This is a genomic window from Bacillus sp. LJBV19 (assembly GCF_017797845.1).
Lineage (GTDB): Bacteria > Bacillota > Bacilli > Bacillales > Bacillaceae > Bacillus > Bacillus velezensis.
Genome location: NZ_CP072563.1, coordinates 1,126,589 through 1,151,290, shown reverse-complemented (window position 1 = coordinate 1,151,290; position 24,702 = coordinate 1,126,589). Strand labels below are relative to the sequence as shown.

General features: G+C 44.6%; 25 protein-coding genes and 1 other annotated feature. Of the genes, 7 read left to right on the top strand and 18 right to left on the bottom strand.

Features of this window, described 5'->3' with window-relative positions:
- Positions 1 to 13 precede the first annotated feature (13 nt).
- The 3 genes from J6600_RS05840 to J6600_RS05830 are packed head-to-tail and all read right to left on the bottom strand — an operon-like array spanning position 14 to position 1,860.
- Complete coding sequence (locus J6600_RS05840) at positions 14 to 814, bottom strand: NAD kinase (protein WP_003155018.1); 801 nt, start codon at positions 812 to 814, stop codon at positions 14 to 16.
- Positions 815 to 831: 17 nt separating this feature from the next.
- Positions 832 to 1,467, bottom strand: a complete 636-nt coding sequence (gene yjbM, locus J6600_RS05835) for a GTP diphosphokinase (RefSeq protein WP_003155019.1) — start codon at positions 1,465 to 1,467, stop codon at positions 832 to 834.
- Positions 1,468 to 1,494: 27 nt separating this feature from the next.
- Positions 1,495 to 1,860 carry a UPF0738 family protein gene (locus J6600_RS05830; RefSeq protein WP_012117290.1) on the bottom strand — a complete coding sequence of 122 codons (366 nt, stop codon included), beginning with the start codon at positions 1,858 to 1,860 and terminating at the stop codon, positions 1,495 to 1,497.
- A gap of 124 nt (positions 1,861 to 1,984) precedes the next feature.
- Here J6600_RS05830 and J6600_RS05825 point away from each other — a divergent pair, with 124 nt between their 5' ends.
- From J6600_RS05825 to J6600_RS05805, 5 genes are all read left to right on the top strand, one after another.
- Positions 1,985 to 2,557 (top strand): CYTH domain-containing protein, encoded by a 573-nt coding sequence (locus J6600_RS05825; protein WP_021494986.1) that lies wholly within the window; start codon positions 1,985 to 1,987, stop codon positions 2,555 to 2,557.
- 4 nt (positions 2,558 to 2,561) lie between these two features.
- The gene (locus tag J6600_RS05820) at positions 2,562 to 3,248 is read left to right on the top strand and encodes a lytic transglycosylase domain-containing protein (protein WP_022553553.1); all 687 of its coding nucleotides are present in this window, start codon (positions 2,562 to 2,564) and stop codon (positions 3,246 to 3,248) included.
- 242 nt (positions 3,249 to 3,490) lie between these two features.
- On the top strand, positions 3,491 to 3,889 hold the full coding sequence (locus J6600_RS05815; protein WP_003155023.1) for a globin domain-containing protein: 399 nt from the start codon (positions 3,491 to 3,493) through the stop codon (positions 3,887 to 3,889).
- Complete coding sequence (gene spxH, locus J6600_RS05810) at positions 3,886 to 4,788, top strand: protease adaptor protein SpxH (protein ID WP_003155024.1); 903 nt, start codon at positions 3,886 to 3,888, stop codon at positions 4,786 to 4,788. Before J6600_RS05815 ends, spxH begins: the two co-directional genes overlap by 4 nt.
- A gap of 287 nt (positions 4,789 to 5,075) precedes the next feature.
- Complete coding sequence (locus J6600_RS05805) at positions 5,076 to 5,243, top strand: hypothetical protein (protein WP_003155026.1); 168 nt, start codon at positions 5,076 to 5,078, stop codon at positions 5,241 to 5,243.
- Positions 5,244 to 5,278: 35 nt separating this feature from the next.
- On the opposite strand, the gene pepF is transcribed toward J6600_RS05805, so the two are convergent.
- The 3 genes from pepF to mecA all read right to left on the bottom strand — a co-directional run bounded on the left by pepF (position 5,279) and on the right by mecA (position 9,303).
- Complete coding sequence (gene pepF / locus J6600_RS05800) at positions 5,279 to 7,108, bottom strand: oligoendopeptidase F (protein ID WP_103527241.1); 1,830 nt, start codon at positions 7,106 to 7,108, stop codon at positions 5,279 to 5,281.
- Between the two features lie 227 nt (positions 7,109 to 7,335).
- Positions 7,336 to 8,496, bottom strand: a complete 1,161-nt coding sequence (locus J6600_RS05795) for a competence protein CoiA family protein (RefSeq protein ID WP_209388098.1) — start codon at positions 8,494 to 8,496, stop codon at positions 7,336 to 7,338.
- 150 nt (positions 8,497 to 8,646) lie between these two features.
- Positions 8,647 to 9,303 carry an adaptor protein MecA gene (mecA, locus tag J6600_RS05790; RefSeq protein WP_003155032.1) on the bottom strand — a complete coding sequence of 219 codons (657 nt, stop codon included), beginning with the start codon at positions 9,301 to 9,303 and terminating at the stop codon, positions 8,647 to 8,649.
- 275 nt (positions 9,304 to 9,578) lie between these two features.
- On the opposite strand from mecA, the gene J6600_RS05785 reads away from it, so the two are divergent.
- Entirely contained in the window at positions 9,579 to 10,235 is a 657-nt protein-coding gene (locus tag J6600_RS05785; protein WP_014417421.1) for a TerC family protein, read from the top strand.
- Between the two features lie 54 nt (positions 10,236 to 10,289).
- Here J6600_RS05785 and spx read toward each other — a convergent pair whose 3' ends face one another.
- The 8 genes from spx to J6600_RS05745 all read right to left on the bottom strand — a co-directional run bounded on the left by spx (position 10,290) and on the right by J6600_RS05745 (position 18,450).
- Complete coding sequence (gene spx / locus J6600_RS05780) at positions 10,290 to 10,685, bottom strand: transcriptional regulator Spx (protein WP_003155034.1); 396 nt, start codon at positions 10,683 to 10,685, stop codon at positions 10,290 to 10,292.
- A gap of 178 nt (positions 10,686 to 10,863) precedes the next feature.
- On the bottom strand, positions 10,864 to 11,442 hold the full coding sequence (locus J6600_RS05775; RefSeq protein ID WP_007409110.1) for a GNAT family N-acetyltransferase: 579 nt from the start codon (positions 11,440 to 11,442) through the stop codon (positions 10,864 to 10,866).
- Positions 11,443 to 11,559: 117 nt separating this feature from the next.
- Positions 11,560 to 12,747 (bottom strand): putative glycoside hydrolase, encoded by a 1,188-nt coding sequence (locus tag J6600_RS05770; RefSeq protein ID WP_121984166.1) that lies wholly within the window; start codon positions 12,745 to 12,747, stop codon positions 11,560 to 11,562.
- Between the two features lie 106 nt (positions 12,748 to 12,853).
- Positions 12,854 to 13,771 carry an oligopeptide ABC transporter ATP-binding protein OppF gene (oppF, locus tag J6600_RS05765; RefSeq protein WP_017417453.1) on the bottom strand — a complete coding sequence of 306 codons (918 nt, stop codon included), beginning with the start codon at positions 13,769 to 13,771 and terminating at the stop codon, positions 12,854 to 12,856.
- Positions 13,764 to 14,840: an ABC transporter ATP-binding protein gene (locus J6600_RS05760; protein ID WP_003155039.1), complete on the bottom strand. Its 1,077-nt coding sequence runs from the start codon at positions 14,838 to 14,840 to the stop codon at positions 13,764 to 13,766. Before J6600_RS05760 ends, oppF begins: the two co-directional genes overlap by 8 nt.
- Positions 14,841 to 14,852: 12 nt before the next feature.
- Complete coding sequence (gene oppC, locus J6600_RS05755; protein WP_007409113.1) at positions 14,853 to 15,770, bottom strand: oligopeptide ABC transporter permease OppC; 918 nt, start codon at positions 15,768 to 15,770, stop codon at positions 14,853 to 14,855.
- Positions 15,771 to 15,773: 3 nt separating this feature from the next.
- The gene (locus tag J6600_RS05750) at positions 15,774 to 16,709 is read right to left on the bottom strand and encodes an ABC transporter permease (protein ID WP_003155043.1); all 936 of its coding nucleotides are present in this window, start codon (positions 16,707 to 16,709) and stop codon (positions 15,774 to 15,776) included.
- Between the two features lie 106 nt (positions 16,710 to 16,815).
- Positions 16,816 to 18,450 (bottom strand): peptide ABC transporter substrate-binding protein, encoded by a 1,635-nt coding sequence (locus tag J6600_RS05745; protein ID WP_209388097.1) that lies wholly within the window; start codon positions 18,448 to 18,450, stop codon positions 16,816 to 16,818.
- Positions 18,451 to 18,925: 475 nt separating this feature from the next.
- Positions 18,926 to 19,137: a binding site (T-box leader), on the top strand.
- A 55-nt stretch (positions 19,138 to 19,192) separates the two neighbouring features.
- On the opposite strand from J6600_RS05745, the gene trpS reads away from it, so the two are divergent.
- Positions 19,193 to 20,185 (top strand): tryptophan--tRNA ligase, encoded by a 993-nt coding sequence (gene trpS, locus J6600_RS05740; RefSeq protein ID WP_014417415.1) that lies wholly within the window; start codon positions 19,193 to 19,195, stop codon positions 20,183 to 20,185.
- Between the two features lie 31 nt (positions 20,186 to 20,216).
- Here trpS and J6600_RS05735 read toward each other — a convergent pair whose 3' ends face one another.
- From J6600_RS05735 to J6600_RS05720, 4 genes are all read right to left on the bottom strand, one after another.
- On the bottom strand, positions 20,217 to 20,969 hold the full coding sequence (locus tag J6600_RS05735) for a YjbA family protein (protein WP_007409116.1): 753 nt from the start codon (positions 20,967 to 20,969) through the stop codon (positions 20,217 to 20,219).
- A gap of 147 nt (positions 20,970 to 21,116) precedes the next feature.
- Positions 21,117 to 22,028 (bottom strand): oligopeptide ABC transporter permease, encoded by a 912-nt coding sequence (gene opp4C, locus J6600_RS05730; protein WP_072177127.1) that lies wholly within the window; start codon positions 22,026 to 22,028, stop codon positions 21,117 to 21,119.
- Between the two features lie 14 nt (positions 22,029 to 22,042).
- Positions 22,043 to 22,993, bottom strand: coding sequence for an oligopeptide ABC transporter permease AppB (appB, locus tag J6600_RS05725; RefSeq protein ID WP_007610596.1), 951 nt, complete (start codon positions 22,991 to 22,993; stop codon positions 22,043 to 22,045).
- 74 nt (positions 22,994 to 23,067) lie between these two features.
- Complete coding sequence (locus tag J6600_RS05720) at positions 23,068 to 24,696, bottom strand: peptide-binding protein (RefSeq protein ID WP_209388096.1); 1,629 nt, start codon at positions 24,694 to 24,696, stop codon at positions 23,068 to 23,070.
- Positions 24,697 to 24,702 lie beyond the last annotated feature (6 nt).

The window sequence follows — 24,702 nt, the reverse complement described above, 5'->3', positions numbered from 1 at the left end:
CCGTTTCCTCTTTCTATTCGCCTTTTCCGATAAAGGAGTCCTGCACCCTTTTCCAAAATGGAAAAGGGCGGAATCTTGCAAATCTGACTTTTTCATTTGCCACACGGCATAGAATGGACTTGACATCCTTATGCAGCAAGGTTAAATGATCAATTGTGACTTGAAAGTCGACGTCGTTTCTCGGTTTGATGACACAGTTATGATGATCGGGAAGCAAAAGCGGCGAGCCGACAGTCCTGAACACTCTGTTGTTAATGGATGCCATTTCCGCAAGCTGAATCGCTCTGATGGAAGGGTGGATGATTGCGCCGCCTAACGCCTTATTATAAGCCGTGCTTCCGGAAGGCGTGGACAGACATAAACCGTCTCCCCTGAACGTTTCAAACAGCTGGCCTTTAATTTCCACGTCAGCGACGAGACTGCCTTCTATGCTTTTGATCGTACATTCGTTCAAAGCCAGATACCGCTCCTCACGCTCTTCATCATGATAAGTGACAATCACCTCAAGAAGGGGATACTCCACGGTATGATACGGCGTTTTGGCGATGGCCAGAACGAGCTTTTCTATCTCCTGCGGAACCCAATCGGCATAAAAACCCAAATGCCCCGTGTGAACTCCGACAAACGCCGTTTTATCGAGACGGTCGCTGTACCTGTGAAATGCGTAAAGAAGCGTTCCGTCACCGCCGACGGAAATAACGATTTCCGGCTCTTTTTCATCCAAGGTCATATCAAAATCGAGTAAATACGCCTGTATTTTGCTTTTCAGTGTATCTGAAACCTCGTCTCCTTTTGAAGAAACGGCAAATTTCATGCCATTCCCCTCCTTTCCTACTGGCGGTCTCCCGCTTTTTTCTTTCGCGAGAACGCGGCTTGGGCTTCCTGGATTTCTCCGCGGATTTCTGACATTTCTTCATCGAGCCGGGATGCGGCTTCTGAGGCCCGCTGCAGCCTCAGCTTTACTTTTTCGGGAATGTTCCCGCTGTATTTGTAATTCAGTGAATGCTCAATGGTTGCCCAAAAGTTCATGGCAAGCGTCCGAATCTGTATTTCCACAAGAACGTGCTTTTCTCCGGACGTTGTTTGTAAAGGATATAAAACGACAAGGTGGTAAGACCGATATCCGCTTTCCTTATGCTCTGCTATGTAATCCCGCTTATCGACAACGGTAAAATCTTTTCTGGCAAACAGCATATTTTTGACGATCTGGATATCATCGACAAATTGGCACATAATACGCAGCCCCGCGATATCCTGCATCGTTTCAATCTGATGAAGCGGTATGCTTTTTCGTCTCGCTTTTTCAAGTATGCTCGCCACCGGCTTCACGCGGCCTGTCACAAACTCAATCGGTGAGTGGTCATCTTCATACTCATAAAGGGTTCTGACGCCTTTCAGCTTCACCTTTAATTCTTCAACAGCCTGGCGGTATGGCGCTAGAAATTGCTCCCATTGTTTGTCATCCATCGTACATCCCCCAATTCCGAACCTGTTCTAAAGAAATACGTTTTTCACTTTTTCTTCCATATCTCCGTAGTTTGCATTATCTTTAATATTTTCAAGAAGATAATCGAGTTCTTCATGCAGCCCTGAAAGTTCAACCGTTTTTCCGCCGGCCTCAAGGACCGCCGGTTTTCTTTGGTCTAAGGCTTCTTTCAGATCCGGCCAGATATGTTCTTTTATAATGACATATTCAAAAGAGTCAGCTGATTCAAGTATGTATACAAAAGCAAAGTGATCGGAATCAACAAGCATTTGACCTGAGGCTTTGCGTTCCGCTCCGCTTAAGTCCTCTCCGCACTTCAAGCGGAGCGCGTCTTCTGTTAATGATGCATTTTGGATTTCAATTCTCTTTTGCATAATGTTCTCCTTTTTTAACAAAGTACAGCATTTATTTTATCATATCAAGGTCGATATTGATAAACGTAACCTCTAAAGAGATAATGGGAATTATACAATTTTTCGTCCTGAAAGGAAGACTGTCATGACCCAAGAAATAGAAATTGAATTCAAAAACCTGCTGACAAAATCAGAATTTCTGAAGCTGAGTGAAGCACTCTGCATGAAAGAACATGATTTTAAACAGCAGGTCAATCATTATTTCGACACGAAAGATTTTTCCCTGAAACAAAAAAAATCAGCACTCCGCATCCGAGAAAAAGACGGCGCGTTCGTTCTGACTTTAAAAGAGCCTGCCGCGGTCGGTCTGCTGGAAACCCACCAAGAGCTTGCGGCACCTGATCTTGACGTCTTCAAGATTCCGGAAGGCCCCGTCAAACGTCAGCTGGAAGGTCTCGGAATCAACTCAGAACACATTTGCTATTTCGGAACGCTGTCGACCGCACGCGCGGAAAAAGAATCAGAAAAAGGCTTAATCATTTTAGATCACAGCCGATATTTAGAGAAAGAAGACTTTGAATTGGAATTCGAAGCTGCTGACTGGGATGAAGGAAAACGGGCGTTTGAACAATTGCTCAAGCAATTCGGCATCCCAGAGCGGATCACGAAAAATAAAATCCAGCGTTTTTATGAACAGAAACAAAAAAAGGTGGAATGACACAGTGAATATAACGAATTGGGCGGCCCTTCTCCAGCTGCAATCAATGGCGCTGCAATCAATCTCTCATACAAGCACGGCTTCAGGCGGACAATCTTCAGAAAGCCCGCTTGCCAATTTCAGCGCGCTTCTCAGCCAGTATACGGACACAGCCGTCCGGCAGCAGCCGGAATCAGGAATTTTAAACGGAGTGCGGACCGCTCACGCTTCTTATTCACCGAGAATTCCCGTTTCATCCGGTTCCGCGGCAGCTTCACAGACCGCTTCCCCAAGCATAAAGTCTGCGAATGCGGCTTCTGACATCAGCACCGGAAACTTTTCAATAGACAGCGCCATTCAGAAAGCGGCCGAAAAATACGGTGTGGACGAAAAGCTGATCCGCGCGGTTATTAAACAGGAATCAGGCTTTAATCCGAAAGCGGTCAGCGGTGCGGGGGCAATGGGACTGATGCAGCTCATGCCTTCCACGGCAGAATCACTCGGGGTGTCAAACCCGCTTGATCCCGTCCAGAACGCTGAGGGCGGCACGAAGTACTTAAAGCAGATGCTCACGAAATACGACGGAAATGTATCTCTCGCGTTAGCCGCCTACAACGCAGGCCCCGGCAACGTAGATCGGTACGGAGGCATTCCGCCGTTTAAGGAAACACAGCAATATGTCAAAAACATAACCAAACAGTATTACGCATAAACCAGAGAGGCTTCCTTCGCCCTCTGGTTTTTTTGCGGAGTGAAATCTTACACATGAATGAAGGCGATGTGATATGATATGAAATACAAGCGCCTGACAGAAAGGCACTTTGTTTGTAGAAATAAAATGTTATTGCTAAAATATACAGTAACTGAAGATAGTAAAACAAAAAGATAAATTCGCAAAGATAAATTCGCAATGGGAATTATGATTCCTATTAGCCATATAAAGGAGTAGTCAACATGGGACAATCGTTTAACGCACCATATGAAGCGATTGGAGAGGAACTTCTATCGCAACTTGTTGATACTTTTTATGAGCGTGTCTCGTCTCATCCCTTGCTGAAGCCGATATTTCCAAGTGATTTGACTGAAACGGCCAGAAAACAAAAGCAATTTTTAACCCAGTATTTGGGCGGACCTCCTCTTTATACTGAAGAGCACGGACATCCCATGCTCAGGGCAAGGCATCTCCCCTTTCCGATTACGGACGAGAGGGCTGATGCGTGGCTAAGCTGTATGAGCAAAGCGATGGATCAGGTCGGGCTGGAGGGCGATATTCGTGAATTTCTGTACGGGCGTCTGGAACTGACGGCCAGGCATATGGTAAACCAGTCAGAAGCGGAGGATCGATCATATTGACGAATTATCAGCATGAGCAATACTTCGCCCATTGCCACGGACATCCAAAAAAACCGCTCGAAATTTACATGTTTGTCGACCCTTTATGTCCTGAATGCTGGTCGCTGGAGCCCGCCATAAAAAAATTAAAAATCAAATACGGACGTTTTTTTACGCTGCGGATCATTGTTTCCGCGAGCATTACATCGCTGAATAAGCAAAAGCGGAAAAAACACCTTCTTGCCGAAGCTTGGGAAAAAATTGCGAACCGTTCCGGGATGCCCTGTGACGGAAGCCTTTGGCTCGAGCAGGATCAGCCTCTTTCATCGCCCTACCTTGCCGCACTCGCTTTAAAAGCGGCCGAACTGCAGGGAAGAAAAGCGGGCATTCTGTTTCTCCGCAGCATGCAGGAAAGCCTGTTTGTCTCCAAGCAGAATATTACAGATGAAGACGTTCTTTTAGAAATTGCCGAAAAGACGAAATTGGATGTTGAAGAATTCAAGCGTGACCTCCATTCGCAAAGCGCGGTAAAAGCGCTTCAGTGCGATATGAAAATCGCGGCGGAAATGGACGTCACCGTCAACCCGACATTGACGTTCTTTAACAGCCTGCATGATGATGAAGGGCTGAAGGTTCCCGGCAACTATTCTTATGACGTATACGAAGAGATCTTATTCGAAATGCTCGGGGATGAACCGAAGCCTTCTGAAACGCCGCCTTTGGAATGTTTCATTGAATATTTCCGGTTTGTCGCATCGAAAGAAATCGCACTCGTTTATGATTTGAGTCTAGAAGAAGTTGAAAAAGAAATGAAAAAACTGGCATTCGCCAAAAAGGTCGCCAGAGTGGAAGCAAAGCACGGTCTGTTTTGGAAATCTCTGGCCGGCACCCAGGAGGATGTCACCTGTTGTGATCATTAAAAAAAGCTGATTCCATACGGAGCCGGCTTTTTTTTTGTGCAAATAAAGAAACCGCGCCGGGATAAGCGCGGTTTCATATGTCTTAACGACAACAAAGGGGATGGGAGAAATTTTTCACGGTCAAACAAAGGGGTAATGTTTGTTTGTGATCAATTTCACATCCTTATCATATCAAATCTTGTCGAGTTTTGACAAGCCATAAGATTAATGTTCATATTTTTGTCACAAAACATAACTGACTGCTTGTTTTCATAGAATATATCAATGAAAAACAAGGAGGGAAATCAATGCTCCGCACCGTATTGATCATCGGAATGATTGTGTTTTTCTTCTTTTTAAATCTGCTGGCCATGATGCACATGCTGCCGATTTACATTACATCTCCCCTGCTGTTTCTGTCCATATTGTTTGCCTTGTACCGGCTGAACCACAGAAAAACGTTTAAAGGGTTTTAAAAAGCCTGCGCATCATATGCACAGGCTTTTTTGAATTACGAAGGGTTCACTTTCGAAAGAAGCTCTTCCATTTCATTCAGTTTCTCTTCAAACATTTTGCAGGCCGCCTCGATCGGTTCAGGCGATGTCATATCGACTCCCGCTTTTTTCAGTATGTCAATCGGATATTCCGAGCTTCCCGCTTTTAAGAATTCGGTATAGCGCTCCACCGCAGGCTGGCCTTCTTTTAAGATCTGGCTGCTCAGCGCTTGGGCCGCACTGTAGCCTGTCGCATATTGATACACATAATAATTGTAATAGAAGTGCGGAATTCTTGACCATTCCAGACTGATTTCTTTATCAATCACCATGTTGTCACCGAAATACTTTTTATTCAGATCATAATAAAGTTCGTTCAGCAGTTCAGGCGTCAGCGGCTCGCCTTCCTGCGCTTTCGTATGAATCAGATGCTCAAATTCAGCGAACATCGTCTGTCTGAACACTGTGCCTCTGAATCCTTCAAGCATATGGTTGAGCAGGTACAGACGCTGTTTTTCATCCTTTAAGCTGTTCAGCATATATTCACCGAGCAGCGCTTCATTAGTCGTTGAAGCGACTTCAGCGACAAAAATGCTGTAGTTACCGTATGGATACGGCTGATATTTTCTCGTATAGTAGCTGTGCACGGAATGGCCGAACTCGTGAACGAGCGTAAACAGATTATTGACATTGTCATGCCAGTTCATCAAGATGTACGGATTCGTGCCGTATGTACCGGACGAATAAGCACCGCTGCGTTTTCCTTTGTTTTCGTATACATCGACCCAGCGGTTTTCAAGTCCTTCTTTTAAAATAGACGCGTATTCCTCGCCCAGCGGAGCAAGTCCTTTGAGCATATAATCTTTCGCTTCCTCATATGTGACCTTCATTCCCGAATCTTTTACAAGGGGTGTGTAAAGGTCATAAATATGGACTTCATCAAGGCCGAGAACCTTTTTCCGCAGGTCAATGTAACGGTGTAATAACGGAAGATGTTTATTGATCGTTTTAATCAGGTTATCGTAAACTTCTTCAGGGATGCTGTTATTGGATAAAGCCGCTTCCCGTGCTGATTTATATTTTTTCACACGGGCGTAAAAATTATCTTTTTTCACAGTGCCGCTGAGTGTAGTCGCCATCGTGTTTTTATACTGTCCGTATGTTTTATATACGGCTTCAAATGCGTTTTTGCGGACTTCACGATTGCTGCTTTCCAGGAAATTAATAAAGTTGCCGTGTGTGATTTGAGTTTCCTTGCCGTTTTCATCTTTAATCGACGGAAACGTAATATCGGCGTTATTTAAAACACTGAATGTATTGGAAGGCGACGACAGCGCTTCTGAGGCTTCCGCAAGCAGGGCCTCTTCTTGTTCGCTCAGCACGTGCGGACGCTGTTTTGTAATTTCTTCAATTGCATGGGAGTAAAGCTTAAGCTCTTCTTTTTCCAGAATGAACTGGTGCAGCTTGTCCTCCTGAATCGCCAGAATTTCCGGTTCAATGTAAGCAGTCGCGCTGGCAGCCTGGGAATACAGGCTTGCGGCTTTGTCGTTCAGCCCTTGGTAGAAAGAATTTCCCGTATCCTGGTCTGAGCGCATATGCGCGTATGCATAAAGTTTCCCAAGGCGGTTCGTCACTTCATCCTGTGCCGTAAGCGCCGCGTATAAATTATCAGCCGAATGAGCAAGCGTGCCTTTAAAAGAAGATAAATTCGGGATTAATTCTTTAACTGCTTGAAATTCTTTATTCCAGGCCTCATCACTAGGAAAAATATCCTCTAGTCTCCATGTATGCTCTGCCTTTACTTCACTTCTGTCAGGCAGCTGTGCTGCTTTATTTTCCTCAGTCATGGTGATCCCCCTCGTTTTCTTTACTTCAAGCCAATTGAAAAAACGATTGTTTCTCCAAAAACTTGTGTTGTGATTATCTTCCGGCTTTTCACTGCCTTTTGTCAAATCATATGCGGCATATAAGACCGAGCATACCAATAATACAGTGAAAAAACGAAAACAAAATGCTTGTACGCCCCTCACATTCGCCACCACCTTGACGTTAGGGTGAACGAAATGAAGCATTCTCATTCCCCAAAAAAGAGCATATCCCGCCGGCGCAGCTCTTCTGCCGTTTGAGGGCGCTTCCGTTGAGATGAGGGCATATATACTTCATTCTCAATTTCCCTTAAAAAATCCTGCAAGCATAAGAAATCAGCATATTGTTTTACCGCCATTCCGATAAGGCTGTCTTGTGAACCATACCTCATCCGGATCTCCTTACCCCTGATTTTTTGCCGTAAATCATGAACCATGCTGGATAATCGGATCGGCGCGCCTTTTTTAGAAAGTTCCGCAAGCCGCAAGTATAAATGGCCCTGCCACACAAAAACGGGACTTGCAAACACAAAGCCCGCTGAAACGGGAATAAACACTTCAGAGGGGAGAAATGGAAATGCAACCTGATGTCTTTCGTAAAAAAGACGCCGGATAAGACCGGCATCTTCAGATAAAAACCGCCCGCTTTTGTTGCGGAAGCCGGCTACGGCACGTCCCCACGAGGGAAGTCTGACGCTGTGCGGCCCCTCGGGATGACAAATGTCTTTCAGGTTTGCTTTGTGAAGAGGGATTGCGGTTAAGCCGGCATAAGAATAGCCGGTGTAAAACGGAGTGATGGAATGCAGCCTGTAAAAGGAGCGGGCGTCGGGGCAGTAAAACAGTAAGGAGGAAAATGAATGGACTTCAAAGAACTGCCAGTGAAAAGCAGAAAGCCGGAAAAATTGCGCGGCTATCCGTTTTAACCGTTTTGCCCCGATGATCCAGACCGGCCGGTACCCGGCGTTTTTCAGGCCTGCCGTCCGGCTCTTTAAAGAGTCCGCCGAAAGGTTCGCACATTGAAATTCAAAAGCCAGCCTCTCTTCTCCGCTTACTGCCGTCAAGTCAGGCCGCTGTCCAGCGGAAGTCAGATACGGTTCCAGGCTGACGCTGCACCCTTGTGTCTTTAGCCAGAGAAAAAGCTGTCTTTTTCCTTCCAGATGGTATTCGCTTTCAGGTTCGGATTCCCCCGGACACAGCCTGCTTTTTTTATGAGCGAAGTGCGGCAGTTTCTCCCGTCCCAGTTTGATATCAAGCTCACTTTCGCAAACGGGGCAGAACCAGCGTTTCTTTCTCAGCTCCGCCGCTTTTTCCTTTGAATAGCTTCCGGCCAGCTGAATGAGCCTTCCGTCGGCAGTCACAGCACTGAACATGTTGCATCTTCTCCTTTCCTGAATCTTGTTGTATTCAGCAGGAAGAAGATATAATCCTGTTTGCGGATGAGAGCCGTTATACGGTTTTCAGCCGTTCATCGTGTCATTCAGAACAAAAAAAACCGATTTCTGCTGAGAGAAATCGGTTTGTTATGATGCAAAGTGTTTTTTTATTGTATATAACGCATGATCAGCGATCACCAATTTGCCGTATTCTTCAAGACGGTGAATGCTGACTGATGATTCGTGCGCGTACTCCAACAGGATGCTTAGCTGATTTTCAACCTCTTCATCAGTTTGCTCATAAAAATCTGCATATAAATAATATCGGTCTTCAAACGAATACAGGGTCGTTTTGATTCCGTTAAGATTCAATTTTGATAGCGAGATGAGATCCTCAAAATCATCGAACCGCAAAGTGAACTGAAGCTTTTGCTCCTTATCTTCCCGGCTCTCGGCCTGCTCTTCTTTCTGGAAATCATCAAGTAAAGCATCGAGATTTTCATCTGCCGGCTCTTGTTTTTTATCTTCCGGGATCGGCAGTTCGAGTTTTTGTCCGTCCTTGGAAAGCTGGGCTTTTGTTACGATTATTTCCAGTCCTTTGTCCAATGCCTGAACCTGAATCCAAAGAGGACCCTCGACAGCGAATTCTTCTTCATCATGCACTTCATCCATGACTTCCCAGAACAGTTCTTCACTGCGCTCGCGATTGTACCAGATTTCTTCTCTGTCAAAACCGCGATCTTCAATATCACCATAAGACATATAAAATTTTACAGTATGCTCATTAATTCTTTCTATTTCCATTTTGCCAACCTTCCCTTCTTTATAAGATGTTGAAGGGACATCTAAGCTCCCGATGAATAGTACTTTACTACACTTTACCCATTCCGTCCACATCTTAACCTTATAGAGGACAGCGCAAATTCTTTATATTTCTATTTTATGATAAAACAGTTATAAAAGAAATAAAAAAGCATTTTCACACCGAAAAACAGGCTTTCTCCCGGTTCCCATCATAAATAGCACACTGCTTCATATATTAGCTGTACAAGCAATCGATCTATAAGCGAGGTGTTATCATGCCGCACGATTACCTGCTGTCCCTTCTGCTTATTATCGGGATTGACCTTATTCTCGGCGGTGACAATGCCGTCGTCATCGCGATGGCCAGCCGGAATCTGGCTCATAAACAAAGACAGCAAGCGATCATCTTCGGAACGTTTATCGCAGTCGTCTTGAGAATCGTTCTGACGAGCGCTGCGGTCTATTTATTGAATGTTCCTTTTTTACAATGCGCAGGCGGGGTATTTTTATTGTATCTCGGCTATCAGCTTCTGATTGAGAAGAAAGATGCGCAGCATGTGAAAAGCAGTTCTTCTCTTTGGAAAGCCATCCGCACAATCGTTCTGGCTGATATCTTTATGTCGCTTGACAATGTCATCGCAGTAGCCGGCGCTTCTCACGGTGAGCTGACACTTGTAGTGATCGGCCTCTTCATCTCGGTGCCGATTATCATTTGGGGCAGCAAGCTCGTTCATGCCGCCATGGACAAAATGCCTTTATTGATGTACGCCGGGAGCGGTCTTCTCGCATTTACCGGCGGTGAAATGATTGCCGGAGACAGCAAGCTGTCATTTTTCATGGCAGAACACGGCATTATACAAATGATGCTGCCGATTTTGACCGTCGTATTTGTTATCCTCGCCAGTATGATTTACCAGCAGACTGAAAAATAAAAAAGCCCAAACCGCGATGGTTTTGGGCTTTTTCCATGCTTATCGTAACTTATATCAGTTGGCAAGACGCTGTGCTTCTCTTAATTGGAAAGAACGCACTTTTCTTGGCAGGAATCGTCTGATTTCATCTTCGTTATAGCCGACTTGCAGACGTTTTTCATCAATGATGATCGGACGGCGGAGCAGTCCCGGATGCTCATTGATCAAAGTATATAAGTCTTGAAGCGGCATAGATTCAACATTTACGTTCAGTTTCTGGAATACTTTAGAACGGGTAGAGATAATTTCATCCGTACCGTCTTCAGTCATACGCAGAATCTGCTTGATCTCATCAATTGATAACGGCTCGGAGAAAATGTTTCTCTCTACAAACGGAATCTCGTGCTCTTCAAGCCAAGCTCTTGCTTTTCTGCATGACGTACAGCTAGGTGATGTGTATAATGTAACCATTAATCTTCACTCCTCTAATTAGTAGGATGAACATGTTTGTATTCTCAAATTGAAATGACTTTAAAAAAGGAATCTTTATAGGTATTATACTATAAAAAAGTAAGTGTGAACAGTCTCCTGAGAAAAAAATGTGTCAATCCGGCAAATTTACGGCTGGCGGATTTTTCCCCATTCTCAATTAGCTCAGCTGATCGAAAATGTTTTTTCGTTTTTTCTCATCAATGACTTTGAGAACTTCATCCGTTTTTTCGTATGATTCTCCGTACCATTTTTCATCTTTATAAGTGTGAATGTTTTCATATGTCTGTTTCATCGCTTCAAACATTTCTTCTTCTGATTCCGTCTTAGGTGACCAGTACAGAATCTCCATTTTGTTCACTTCATTCGTAGCCAATGACCGGCGCCGATACCCGATTGACTGCGCGTGCTTGAAATGCTCTCTTTGATAAAAACGCAAGCGTTTCTGTGTATCCGTGTCATCCTCGTCAACAGGCTCCACCTCAAGCAGAATCGGCTTGTTTTTCTTTTTCAGCCTGCCGATCAGCTTGCTTCCGAGGCCTTGTCCTCTGGATTTCTTTGACACAAACAGGTAATCAATAAAGATGAAAGAGTCAAATTCCGCATACATCAGCACGTGGTACTGCCCCTCTTCTTTATGATAAACATCGCTTTGCTCCTTTAACAGAGCTTCCATATGCGCTTTTGATTTCATTTCTTCAATCGGAAAATATTCACTCAGCTTTTCGTACCAGTTCATTCATTTGCTCCTTATGGGTTCGTTGTCTTCACACTTTTAGATATACCCCATTTCCGATTGTTTAAACAATCTTACATCTATTAAGACGTGTGATCCTTTAACATGGTTTCAATTTTTTTAAAATGGTGTGTAATCGACGTTTTTGGTATAACGGTTTGCCGCGTCCCACAATAAAAATTCGTCAATTCCTTCATCATGCAGCGCTTTAACCTGGTCTTCTACCTGGCGTTTTCCGTACTTTTGATAATTTCCGCTGCCGAGATATGATGCCGTGAAGTCCTGAAGCCACGGACGCGATACAGGCGGGTGTTTCAGCTTAGACAGTTTTTTATTTTCCACCTTCGCGTATTCTTTGACGACATTGTAAGGCTCAAGATCCGGTTTATCAATGCCGAAATAGCTTGTCCAATGGCTCGGATAAATCATGGATGAAATGACATCGACCTGTTCTGAAATCTTGCTGAAATTCTGGCCGATCCCCGGCGCTTCCGGCAGCGTGGCAGAATAGCCGAAAATATCAACCGACACATCCGCGCCGTACGGCTTGAGTTTTTTCTTCGCATAACCGACAAAATCGGTGACGGCGTGAACGCGTTTTTGCACATTGCTGTCTGCTGTTTTCCCGTAATCTCCGTGTCCGTATGTCAGTTCGTCATCACGTTTTTCAAATCCTTCAGGAAAACGGACATAATCAAACTGAATTTCTTGAAACCCCATCTTTACGGCTTGTTTTGCAATCTTTACATTGTAATCCCATACTTCTTTCATAAACGGATTAACGAACGATTCGCCGCGGCCGTTTTTCCAGACACTTCCGTTTTTTTCTTTAAAAGACCATTCCGGCTTTTCGTTCGCAAGTTCGCTGTCTTTAAATACGACAATACGCGCGATCGGATAGATCTTTTTTTCCTCCAGCTTTTTCATCATCTTTTTTGGATCTTTGATGTACGGCTTGGCGATTTTGGCATACTCAGAATGGCCGTCCGGCTTAAAGGTGAGGTTTCCGTTGTCGTCCTTGACATCAATCACCATTGTATTGAGCTCCGTTTTGTCCACAAAGTCTGTCAGCTCCCCGAATTTGCTTCCTCCCGCCGAATGCCCTGTGACGTAAATGCCCCGCACCTTATCAGGATGTGTAAAATGCAGCCCTGACGGATAAGCGAACCGTGCATTTGATTTCGGCAGTTCTTTTTCAGCCAGCGCTATTTTTACAAGCGGCTGCTCCTCTTTCGCAGCGGCGTGGGCCGGATATGCGGCTGCACTGATAAACAGTCCCGCACAAATGGCGCACAAAATGGTTTTCATACTGATCTCCCCCTTTTTTTCCATTATAGAAAAACGGGAGCAGGCTTAATAAACTTGAATGTGCGCAAAAAAATCCTCCAAGACTGAGTCTTGGAGGATGATACTTTTATAGATAGGTTTTAAATTCAGCTTCTGTGCACATGACAAAATGTCCCGGTTTCACTTCTCTGAATTCCATTTTTTCTCCTTCTTGGAGCTGATGAACTGCCGGATCGTATTTCTTTCGCATGCGATTTCTTTCATAGTCCGGATCAGGGAGCGGGATAGCGGACAGCAATGATTTCGTATATGGATGAAGCGGGTTTTCGTAAAGCTCATCCGCCGGCGCAAGCTCCACCAATTTTCCGAAATACATGACGCCGATGCGGTCGCTGATGTATTTGACCATTGATAAATCATGGGCGATAAACAGGTAAGTGAGCCCTTTTTCTTTCTGCAATTCTTTCATTAAATTGACGACTTGCGCCTGAATGGAGACATCAAGCGCCGAAATCGGTTCGTCCGCGATAATAAACTCCGGATCAACCGCCAGCGCTCTGGCGATTCCGATACGCTGGCGCTGTCCGCCCGAAAATTCATGCGGGTAGCGGTTGGCGTGCTCTTTATTTAAACCGACCGTTTCCAGCAGTTCGTGAACCCGCTGCATCCGCTCTTTTTTCGTTTTTGCCAGGCGGTGAATATCTATTCCCTCGGCAATAATGTCGGCGACTGTCATTCTCGGATTTAAAGATGCGTACGGATCCTGGAAAATCATCTGCATTTTCCGGTTAAATTCCAGCAGCTTCTTGCGGGATTTTTTCCCGTGGACATTTTCCCCGTTAAAGAGAACTTCCCCGCCGGTTGCCTCATACAGCCGGATAATACTGCGGCCCGTCGTTGATTTACCGCAGCCCGATTCTCCGACAAGGCCGAGCGTTTCGCCTTTATAAATATCAAATGACAAATCATCTACGGCTTTTACCGTTCCTTTCTGCGTGAAAAAATGCTGTTTTAAATGTTTGATTTCGAGAAGTTTCTCAGTCATTTTTTTCACCTTCCTTCATTAAAACAGGATGCTGATACGTATTCGGAAGCTGACGGATTTTAGCCTTCACCGCTTCAGGGGGCTCGACCTTAGGCGCATCAGGATGCAGAAGCCACGATTTCACAAAATGCGTATCAGACACTTTATACATCGGCGGTTCCTGTTCAAAGTCAATTTTCATCGCATATGAGCTGCGGAGCGCAAATGCATCCCCTTTCGGAGGATTCGTCAGATCAGGCGGCGTGCCCGGGATGGCCGTCAGTTTTTCCTGATCGGTGCTGTCCAGGCTAGGCATTGAGGCAAGCAGCCCCCACGTATACGGATGGCGCGGATCATAAAAGATTTCATCCACCGTGCCCGATTCGACGACCTGACCTGCGTACATGACGGCGACCCGGTCGGCGACATTGGCGACAACGCCAAGATCATGCGTGATAAAAATGATAGACGTATCAATTTTCTTTTGCAGATCTTTCATCAGCTCAAGGATCTGTGCCTGAATCGTCACATCAAGCGCTGTTGTCGGTTCATCGGCAATTAACAGTTTCGGATTTGCCGCAAGCGCCATCGCGATGACGACACGCTGTCTCATCCCGCCTGAAAATTCATGGGGGAATTGGCCGATCCGTTTTTCGGGCATCGGAATCCCGACGAGATCAAGCAGCTCTATGGCGCGCTTTTTCGCCGCTTCACTTGAGATTTTTTCATGTTTGAAAAGCACTTCCGTAATTTGTTTGCCGACTCTCATCGTCGGGTTCAGAGAGGTCATCGGGTCTTGGAAAATCATTCCGATGTCCTTTCCTCTGATGGCCTGCATTTCTTTTTCAGACATCGGCACGATATCGCGTCCGTCAAAAAGAATCTGTCCTCTTTTAAAGTAGCCCGGCGGCATCGGGATCAGCTTCATAATCGCTTGGGAGGTCACACTTTTTCCGGAACCCGACTCCCCCACGATCGCAAGCGTCTCTCCTTTATTCAAATGGAAATTCACGCCGCGGATTGCCTGTACCTCTCCGCCGTATGTTTTAAATGAAATGGCTAAGTCTTTTACTTCTAGCAAACGTGTCACTCATATCACTCCTTATTTGCGTAACTTAGGATCCAGCGCGTCTCTTAACCCGTCGCCGACAACGTTAAAGCCGAACATCGCCAGGCAGATAAAGCCGGCAGGGAAGAACAGACGCCAAGGGTAATAGGTTAATGCAGGCAATCCGTCTGAGGCCATCGTTCCCCAGCTCGCAAGCGGCGCAGGTACGCCGAGGCCCAAATAACTTAAAAACGCTTCTGTAAAAATCGCCGTCGGAACCGTCAGTGTCATCGTTACGAGGATAGATCCCATCGCGTTCGGGACGATATGTTTAAACAAAAGCCGGCCGGTTTTGGCACCGAGTGTCTGTGAAGCAAGCACATACTCCTGATTCTTTAATTGCAGCACCTGTCCGCGGACGATTCTCGCCATATTGATCCAGCCCGTGATTGTCATGGCGACGATAATGGTGAGCAATCCTTTCGGCAGGACAACCATCAGCAAAATAACCATTAATAATGAAGGAACAGCCCACAGAATGTCGGCGATGCGCATCATCACTTCATCTGTGCGTCCGCCGCGGAATCCGGAAATGCTGCCCCAGATTACGCCGATTAATAAATCAAGCACGGCAGCTGCGACACCGATAAAGATAGAAATCCGCGCGCCCACCCATGTCCGGACGAATATATCCCTTCCAAGGTCATCCGTGCCGAACCAATGATCTTTCGACGGCGCTTTATCCGCATTTAATAGATTGGTAGTCGCATAATCATACCTTGAAAAGACAGGCGCAAAAATCGCCATCAGAATAATAAGAACGATCAGTACGAACCCGACCATCGCAAGCTTATTGCTGCGGAAGCGGAGCATGGCGTCTTTCCAAAGGGAAAGGCTTTTTTTATTTATTTTTTCGGCATCGCCGGCATTAGCTGAAGCTGGTTCAAACATATTTTTAGGAATGTTCTGCATGGTCTAGGCTCCTTTCTTTGCTTTAGAAAGCTTGATTCTCGGATCGATTAATCCGTACAGCACGTCTACAATTAATACGCATAAAAGCAGGAGCACGCTGAAGAACACGGTAACTCCCATAATGACCGTATAATCACGGTTTGTAATGCTGTTTACAAAATGCGCGCCTAAACCGGGAATTCCGAAAATGGATTCAATGATGAAACTTCCCGTTAAAATGGATGCCGCCATCGGCCCCATATATGTCACGACCGGCAAAAGCGCGTTTCGAAGCGCATGGCGCACGGTGACTGACGGACGGGAAAGTCCTTTAGCTTTTGCAGTCCGTATGTAATCGCTGTTTAACACTTCAATCATGCTTGAACGGGAGAGTCTGGCAATGAACGCCATCGGCATGGAAGCGAGCGCAATAGAGGGCAGAAAGGTGTATGCCCAGGATTCCCACCCTGCGACCGGGAACAGTTCTAATTTAATTGAGAAAATATATTGCAAAATCGTCGCCAATATAAAGCTCGGAACTGAGATCCCAAAGATCGTTAAAATCGCAATGGTATAATCCTGCCATTTATTATGGTACAGGGCAGCAAGCACCCCGAAAAGCACACCGAACGCTAAAGCGAGGAGAATAGCTTCTGCACCGAGAGTGAATGAGACGGGGAAGCCTGAATTGATTAAATCATTAACACTTTGGCCTTTATATTTAAAAGAAGGTCCGAAGTCCCACATCGCCACAGATTTTAAGTAGCTGACATATTGAACGAAAAGAGGCTTGTCCAGGCCATAGTGTTCGTTTAAGTTTGCCTCAATTTCAGGCGGCAGCTTTCTTTCGCCGGAAAATGGTCCGCCCGGCGCTGCCTGCATTAAGAAGAATGTGGCGGTCACAATCACAAACAATGTGATGATCATGTAAATGAATCGTTTACCGATATATTTCAGCAAGGTGAACACCTCCATGTTTTTTACAATTTTATACGTAATCAGTAAGAAAGGTATATGGGGACATCCTCCCCATATACCTTGGGTCTTTTGTTTTCAGAACCGTCTTTTATTCAAAAGAAGCGTTTCTGAAGTAAACTTCGCCTGTTCCTGTCAAGATCACATTTTTGAGGTTTTTATCCTGTACCCAAGGATCTGTATAGAAATAAACTGGCGCGACCGGCATTGCGTCAATAAAGATCTTTTCTGCTTTTTTCAGCTCTTCGATACGTTTATCCGGATCCGTTTCAAGCTGAGATTGGTTCAGCAGCTTTTTAAACTCAGGATCTTCCCATCCCGTATCATTGTTTCCGCCTTCTTTATCTCGGAACATTTCAAGGAAGTTGATCGCATCGTTGAAATCTGCGAGCCAGCCCATACGCGCGATTTGGTAATCCTGGCTGTGCAGCTTGTCGATGTACACATTCCATTCGGAGTTATCAAGCTCAACTTTGACGCCCAAGTTCTTTTTCCACATTTCCTGTACGGCCTGAGCCATTTTCGCATGCGCATCGTCCGTATTGAAGGACAGTTTGATCGCCGGGAGGTCAGAGGCATTCTTGACGCCTAATTCCTTCAGTCCTTTATCCAAGAATTCTTTAGCTGATTTGACGTCATTGTCTTTGAAATAACCTTTTTTGTTATCCTCGAATCCCTTCATTGACGGCGGCACTGCAGCCATGGCCGGGATTTGTTCACCCTGCGTCACATTTTTCACGATGGACGAGCGGTCGATCGCATAAGCAAGGGCTTTACGGATGTTCACATTGTTCAGCGGTTTCACTTCTGTGTTGAATTTGTACCAATACACGCCTGCGATCGGTTCAACGTGAAGCGATCCGTCTTTTTTCAATGCCGGCAATGATTCAGTCGGAAGCTGGCCGAGCGGCATCCCTGCCCAGTCAAGCTCACCCGCTTGGAATTTTTTCAGTTCGGTGTTGTTATTGATAATCATCACCATGTTGATTTTCTTCAATTTCACAGCGTCTTTATCCCAATATTGATCGTTCTTTTCGAGCGTGATGGAACCGCTGTGTTTCCAGGCCGTCATTTTGAACGGGCCGTTTGACACGTAATTTTCGCCTGCGTTTGTGTTCCAGTTTTTATGTTTTTCAGCAATTTTCTTGTTGACCGGCATATACGTATAGAATGAAGTTAATTGCGTGAAATAAGGTGTCGGGTTATTCAGTTCAACCTTTAATGTTTTGTCATTTACGGCTTTTACGCCTACATCATCAATCTTGCCTTTTCCTGTATTGGCAGCTTCAGCGCCTTTGATGTAGTAGAGCTGATAAGCGTATTGTGATTCGTTGTTCGGGTCAAGCGCCCATTTCCATGCATATTCAAAATCCTGCGCCGTCACGGGGTCGCCGTTAGACCATTTCGCATCGTCACGAATCGTAAATGTATAGGTCTTTCCGTCTTTGCTTGTTTCAATTTTTGATGCCATTCCTTCTTCAGGCTCACCTTTAGAGTTTACACGTGTCAAGCCTTCATAAATCTGGCGGATTACGCCTCCTGAAACGGAATCATTCGCTAATCCCGGATGCAGTGAAAACGGCTCGGTTTTAATATTGATATTAAGTGTAGTCTGTCCTTTGGTGTCTTTTTTACCGCCGCCTGATCCGCCGCTGAATCCGCCGCACGCACTTAATATAAGCGAGAAGATAAGCATCAAACCTACAATAGACCAACGCTTTTTCATGCACTAACCCCCTAATCAATTTTTCAGCCTTTACTACTAAATACTCAGAAATATCAGACAAAATAACTTAATATTTTTCTAAACTTTAATTGTGTTCCGTCTTTTCTGATTATTTTATGTAAAGAAGCTGTAACAATAGAGTGAACAAGTTCATTATAATGAAATGAATAATTTATTGCAATACTATTTTCTCAATTTAAAATATTTAAATTTGGTCAGTTTTTCTGTCAAAAAGGTGATACACTTCTATAGTTTAAAGCATGACCTAACTAAATTTTTTTATTGCAATTTCCAGTTCATATTGCTTTTTACATATAATATTCGTTATACGAAATGTTGATATACGTTATCATTTAAGCATTTTCAGTTCTTTTTGAGGATTTTCAGCCCTTTAGCAAACTGGAAATAATCTTGTATTCCTCTGATGACATTTGGCTATAATTGATTTATAATAGATCAATCAAATACATTTGTTGTGATTGCGATGATGAAGAGTAGTACACATTTTCATCCGTTTGAAGAGAGTCTGCGGTGCTGGGAGCAGGTAACGGGCGATGTGGAATGGACTTCTGAGCAGCTGACCGAACGTTAGTAGGCCCAGCCGGAGCAGCCTCCGTTACCAACGTCTCGAGCGATTCCATTGTAATGGAATAATCAGGGTGGCACCACGGTTCATTCGTCCCTTTTTTCTACGGGAAGAATGGGCTTTTTTTATTATGTTTTAAGAAATGAGGTAAGAAATATGAAGAAAACGATTTTTTCAGGCATTCAGCCGAGCGGTTCCGTTACCCTCGGCAACTATATCGGCGCAATGAAGCAATTTGTCGATTTGCAGCATGACTACAACGGCTACTTCTGCATTGTCGATCAGCATGCGATTACGGTTCCGCAGGATCGGCTTGAACTGCGGAAGAACATCCGCAATCTCGCGGCCCTTTACGTGGCCGTCGGACTTGATCCTGAGAAAGCGACCCTCTTTATCCAGTCGGAGGTTCCCGCTCATGCCCAGGCGGGGTGGATGCTCCAATGCGTCGCATATATCGGCGAGCTTGAGCGGATGACGCAATTTAAGGATAAGTCAAAGGGCAAAGAAGCCGTCGTGTCAGGACTGTTAACCTATCCGCCGCTGATGGCCGGCGATATTTTACTGTACGGAACGGATCTTGTTCCGGTCGGAGAAGACCAAAAACAGCACCTTGAACTGACCCGCAACCTGGCGGAACGCTTCAATAAAAAATATAATGACATCTTCACGATTCCTGAGGTGAAAATTCCTGAATCAGGCGCGCGCATCATGTCACTGGCTGATCCGCTCAAAAAAATGAGCAAATCAGATCCGAACCAAAAGGCATACATCACGCTGCTTGATGAGCCGAAGCAGCTCGAAAAGAAAATCAAGAGCGCCGTGACTGATTCTGAAGGCATTGTAAAGTATGATAAAGAAAACAAACCGGGCGTTTCTAATCTTTTGACGATCTATTCTATTTTAGGAAACACATCAATTGAAGATTTAGAGGCTAAATATGAAGGCAAAGGGTACGGTGAATTCAAAAGCGATTTAGCCGAAGTCGTTATCGGCGCATTGACACCGATCCAAGAACGCTACCGTGAATTAATTGAGAGCGACGAGCTTGACCGCATTCTCGACGAAGGAGCGGCGCGCGCAAACAAAACGGCCGGCAAAATGGTGAAAAAAATGGAAAACGCCATGGGTCTCGGACGGAAAAGAAGATAAAGAAAAGAGGCGGGAGAATCCCGCCTCTTTTTTAGTTCACTTTTGATTCCTGCTCCATTTCCCAAAGCTTTTCGAAAAACGGCTGCCCTTTAATCAAATTTTCACAGAACGCAAGATGTTTATCTGACCAGCCTTCAATTGTTTCATTGTAAAGCATGTCCCAAATCTCTTCAAAGCTCATCCGTTTGATCTGCTCATACATATGCGGATTCCATTCCGTGTACCAATACACAATTTCCGCACGGTTTTTCAGCCCTTTCAGCTGGTCGAGCGCCATAAACATCAGCTGCTTGATCTGCCGCTCTTTTCTCGTCAGCCCTCTGACATGCTCCGGCGCCAATGACAAAATGTGATATTCCTTTGAAGACTCCAATTGCGCCGGCTCAAATTGAAACGATTCCGGTTCTACATCCTTTACCATTTCATAAACAAGCTGCTCCTGTCTCGGAATCAGGCGGCTCTTTCTGACCGGAATGGTATATCCGATCGTATCCACGGCAATGATGCCGATCCCGTCTGTCACGACAAAACAATACTCCAGCTTTGTCCGCTCATGATTTTTTCGCACGTATGACTTTTGGTGGACTTGGTCAAGCAGTTCTTTCGGAAGCTCTGATAAGTCGTTTTCTATGTAATGAAATAATACCGACGGCACTCTGAGCAGCGGCGTCTGATCCAAAAGCTCAACCGTGTCTTCCTTCCGCCATTCGTGAAAATGGCATACATTGTAGCCGTTCTCTTCCCCTTCAAACCAATTGACCCATACATCATGAAGAAATAACATATTCGACCCCTCACTTTATAAAAACTGTTGTCCACAGTATAGGCAAGGGATAGATAAATTATTCCATTTCGATATGAGATTTCCGCAATACGGAACTGGATTTCTGACTGCATTGCAACAAAAAAATCTCCCGTTCCGTCCGGGAGATCATTTCACATTTTTCGGATCAAGCGCATCACGCAGCCCGTCTCCGACAAAGTTGAAGCACAATACGGTAAGAAGAATGAACAGTCCCGGAAATAACGGGTACCACCAAGCCTGAATCATAATCGTAAAGTTCTGTGCATCCTGAAGCATATTGCCCCAGCTTGCGATCGGCGGCTGAATCCCGAAACCGAGATAACTTAGCGCCGATTCGGCCAGAATAACCGATCCGACTTTTAAAGTGGCTGACACAATAATCGGTCCCAGCGCATTGGGCAGGATATGTGAAAAAATAATTTTATGTGTTTTTGTTCCGATTGTTTTAGCGGCTAACACATATTCTCTTGATCGCAAGGATAAAAATTCCCCCCTGACCAAACGCGCGGTTGTCGTCCAGCCTGTCAGGCAGAAAATTAAAATTAATTTGTCCACGCCTGGCTTAAAGATTGTAACAAGCGTAATCAATAAGAAAATATCAGGAATGGAAAGAACAATATCCACTAACCGCATAATAACAGCATCTGCGAAACCTTTAAAATAGCCCGCTACCGCTCCTAAAATCGTCCCGATAAAAATAGAGCCGACAACAGAGGCAAATCCGACTAGTAAAGAGATTCGCGCGCCGTACAGAATCCGGCTGAAGATGTCACGCCCGAATTTATCCGTCCCCATCAAATGTTCAAGACCCGGCGCTTTAAATTTATCAAGCAGGCTTTGCTGCTCTTGAGAATAAGGAGCAATCACCGGCGCAAAAATCGCTGACATAATAATCACGAACAGAATAACAGCACCTGCAACCGCCAGTTTATTTTTCGAAAACTTTTCCCAAAAGATTTTTGTCATGGTTTCCGGTTTTTCAGCAATATTTTCTTTCAGCCCGATCTCCGGTGACGGAGATGTGTTCAGCTCAGCCATCGATGTCCCCCCTTTTAATATTCAATTCTCGGATCAACCACTGCGTATAAAATATCAGCGACAAGGTTGCCAATGACCACAAGAACAGCTGAAATGACGGTCATCGCCATAATGACGGGATAATCACGCTGAAACGCTGAATCAACAAACAGCTTTCCTAACCCCGGCCATGTGAAAATTTGTTCGACAACGACAGATCCTCCGATAAACGAAGGAATCATCAAACCGAAAATTGTAATGACGGGTAATAATGCATTTCTCAATCCATGTTTAAATAATACACGGTTCTCCTTGAACCCTTTCGCTCTCGCTGTACGGATATAATCCTGATTTAATACATCAAGCATATTGGATCTCGTATATCTCGTCAGTCCGGCCATGTCAGCTGTAGCTAATACGAATGCAGGCAGAATTAAATGATGAATCCGGTCAAATATATTGAAATCGGCATTCAGCGTCTCGACACCGCCGGTCGGAAACCAGCCAAGATTTACTGATAAAATCATAATCAAAATTAATCCAAACCAAAAGTTTGGAATGGCCAGACCTATAAATGAGGTAAACGTAATGCCATAGTCGAGCTTTGAATAAGGCCGCTTTGCCGACAGGACACCGAACGGAATAGAAATCATAAGAGCCAAAATCGTTGAAACGAGCATCAGCAGCAGCGTATTGGGCATTCGGGCCATAATCAATTCTGAAACAGGCGTTCCTTTTCTGACAATTGACGTTCCGAAATCCCCCTGCACCATGTTGCCGAGCCACTTTAAATATTGAACGTACTGAGGATCATTCAGACCGTATTTTTCAATAAACTGCTCTCTGTCAGCCTGGCTGATTTTCGGGTCCATCATTAATGTCATCGGATCTCCGGGCGCGGCTTTCATAATAACAAATGATAAAATCGTAATTCCCAATAAAATCGGGATAGACATTAAGGTTCTTCTGATAATATATGCAGCCATATACTTGTCCCCTTTACTTTCCTTATTAAAAACAGAAGAGGGAGAACACGCTCTCCCTCCCCTTTAAGGGATAATTATTTTGCAAGCCACCATTTTTCGATATTATATAAATCACGTTTCGGATGGTATTTGTATCCTTCAAGATTTTGCGGCATTGCCATATGGTTGTTAGGGTAATACAAGAACGTATACGGCTGATCTTCCGCAATTTTTTGATAAATCTGCTCATATTCTTTTGAATACTGCTTTCTGTCACTGATTGATTTTGCATCTTTCATGAGCTTATCCGCTTCGGCATTTTTATACCAAACGAAGTTTAAGCCCTTTTTAATCTGACTTGAATGGAAAGTGTCATACTGATCCGGGAATGTGGATAAACTCCATGCCATGACCATTGCATCAAAATCCCAATTCGGAGGATTCATTTGTTCAACGAGAGCGCTCCATTCAACGATTTGGGTCTTCACTTCAATTCCGATTTTTTTCAGCTGTTCCTGAACGACAACAGCGATGTCTTCACGGACTTTGTTACCTTGGTTCGTTTTAAGCGTAAACGAGAATTTCTTTCCGTCTTTATCCAGGATGCCGTCACCGTTCGTATCTTTCCATCCGGCTTCTGCAAGCATCTGTTTCGCTTTTTTCTCGTTGTACGCAAATTTCGGAACTTCTATATCTTTAGGATAGTTCCAAGATAAAGGGGATTCCGGAATGTAGGCTACCTTGCCGTCTCCGTCTAATACTTGGCTGACGATTGACTCGCGGTCAAGAGCGGTTGTCAGCGCCTGACGGACCTTTTTATCTTTAAATAATTCATTTTTTTCATTCCACCCGATGTACACGTAACTTAATGCCAAATCAGTAACGACTTTCAGATTATTAAATTTTTCAGCTGTTTTGTAGTCAGTGGCGGGCACATTAAAGAAATTAATATCGCCTGCCTGCAGCTGAGCAACGGCAGCATTTGCGTCAGGAATGACTTTATACGTCACAGTATCTAAATACGGTCTTCCTTCAGAGTAATCATCATTCGCTTCGAGCTTAATATATTGACCCTGCTTCCATTCTTTAAACTTAAATGGTCCTGAACCGATCGGTTTCTTTCTGTTAAATTCGTTTTCTTCTAAATCAGCAATCGGAACATTACCGAGAATGTGCTTCGGCAGAATGGCTGTGCTGTCTAACGCATTATTGTAAAAATTACCGTCTTTATATTTCAGCTTGAACAATACTTCGTAATCGCCTTTTTTCTCTACGGATTTCAGCATTTCATATGTTGAGCCGCGTTCTCCCTTGTAATCTTTGCTTAAAGGGACACTGTACGTAAATACGACGTCATCTGCAGTCAGTTCTTTCCCGTCATGAAACTTAACGCCTTTCTTGATTTTCACATCATATGCAAGGCCGCCGTCTAATTCTTTAATGCTTTCAGCGAGCGCCAATTTCACGTTCAGTTTTTCATCCGTTGTCGTTAAAAAGCTGTACAGCATATTTTCAATATCCGTACTTGCATTATCTGTAGAATAAAGCGAGTTAAAAAGTGTGGGTTCCGCGATTGACCCGACAACCAAATCTCCGCCTTTTTGCGGTTTTCCTGCCGGTTTGGATTCGGTGCTTGTGGATTTTGAGCCGGAGCAGGCTGACAGGAAGATGGCGAGCGCCATAAAAACACTTAGCATCATCAGTGCGCTTTTACGTAATTTCATATCAAT

Bases quoted from the DNA above. Each gene is read 5' to 3' on its own strand.
- pepF (WP_103527241.1), bottom strand. From the start codon at position 7,108: ATGACTGAGGAAAATAAAGCAGCACAGCTGCCTGACAGAAGTGAAGTA.
- J6600_RS05745 (WP_209388097.1), bottom strand. From the start codon at position 18,450: ATGAAAAAGCGTTGGTCTATTGTAGGTTTGATGCTTATCTTCTCGCTT.
- trpS (WP_014417415.1), top strand. From the start codon at position 19,193: ATGAAGAAAACGATTTTTTCAGGCATTCAGCCGAGCGGTTCCGTTACC.
- J6600_RS05795 (WP_209388098.1), bottom strand. From the start codon at position 8,496: ATGTTCAGTGCTGTGACTGCCGACGGAAGGCTCATTCAGCTGGCCGGA.
- J6600_RS05775 (WP_007409110.1), bottom strand. From the start codon at position 11,442: ATGAACTGGTACGAAAAGCTGAGTGAATATTTTCCGATTGAAGAAATG.
- J6600_RS05770 (WP_121984166.1), bottom strand. From the start codon at position 12,747: ATGAAAACCATTTTGTGCGCCATTTGTGCGGGACTGTTTATCAGTGCA.
- J6600_RS05785 (WP_014417421.1), top strand. From the start codon at position 9,579: ATGCCGCACGATTACCTGCTGTCCCTTCTGCTTATTATCGGGATTGAC.
- J6600_RS05735 (WP_007409116.1), bottom strand. From the start codon at position 20,969: ATGTTATTTCTTCATGATGTATGGGTCAATTGGTTTGAAGGGGAAGAG.
- J6600_RS05805 (WP_003155026.1), top strand. From the start codon at position 5,076: ATGCTCCGCACCGTATTGATCATCGGAATGATTGTGTTTTTCTTCTTT.
- J6600_RS05830 (WP_012117290.1), bottom strand. From the start codon at position 1,860: ATGCAAAAGAGAATTGAAATCCAAAATGCATCATTAACAGAAGACGCG.
- oppC (WP_007409113.1), bottom strand. From the start codon at position 15,770: ATGCAGAACATTCCTAAAAATATGTTTGAACCAGCTTCAGCTAATGCC.
- spx (WP_003155034.1), bottom strand. From the start codon at position 10,685: ATGGTTACATTATACACATCACCTAGCTGTACGTCATGCAGAAAAGCA.
- J6600_RS05720 (WP_209388096.1), bottom strand. From the start codon at position 24,696: ATGAAATTACGTAAAAGCGCACTGATGATGCTAAGTGTTTTTATGGCG.
- mecA (WP_003155032.1), bottom strand. From the start codon at position 9,303: ATGGAAATAGAAAGAATTAATGAGCATACTGTAAAATTTTATATGTCT.
- oppF (WP_017417453.1), bottom strand. From the start codon at position 13,771: ATGACTGAGAAACTTCTCGAAATCAAACATTTAAAACAGCATTTTTTC.
- J6600_RS05840 (WP_003155018.1), bottom strand. From the start codon at position 814: ATGAAATTTGCCGTTTCTTCAAAAGGAGACGAGGTTTCAGATACACTG.
- appB (WP_007610596.1), bottom strand. From the start codon at position 22,993: ATGGCTGCATATATTATCAGAAGAACCTTAATGTCTATCCCGATTTTA.
- J6600_RS05825 (WP_021494986.1), top strand. From the start codon at position 1,985: ATGACCCAAGAAATAGAAATTGAATTCAAAAACCTGCTGACAAAATCA.
- yjbM (WP_003155019.1), bottom strand. From the start codon at position 1,467: ATGGATGACAAACAATGGGAGCAATTTCTAGCGCCATACCGCCAGGCT.
- J6600_RS05815 (WP_003155023.1), top strand. From the start codon at position 3,491: ATGGGACAATCGTTTAACGCACCATATGAAGCGATTGGAGAGGAACTT.
- opp4C (WP_072177127.1), bottom strand. From the start codon at position 22,028: ATGGCTGAGCTGAACACATCTCCGTCACCGGAGATCGGGCTGAAAGAA.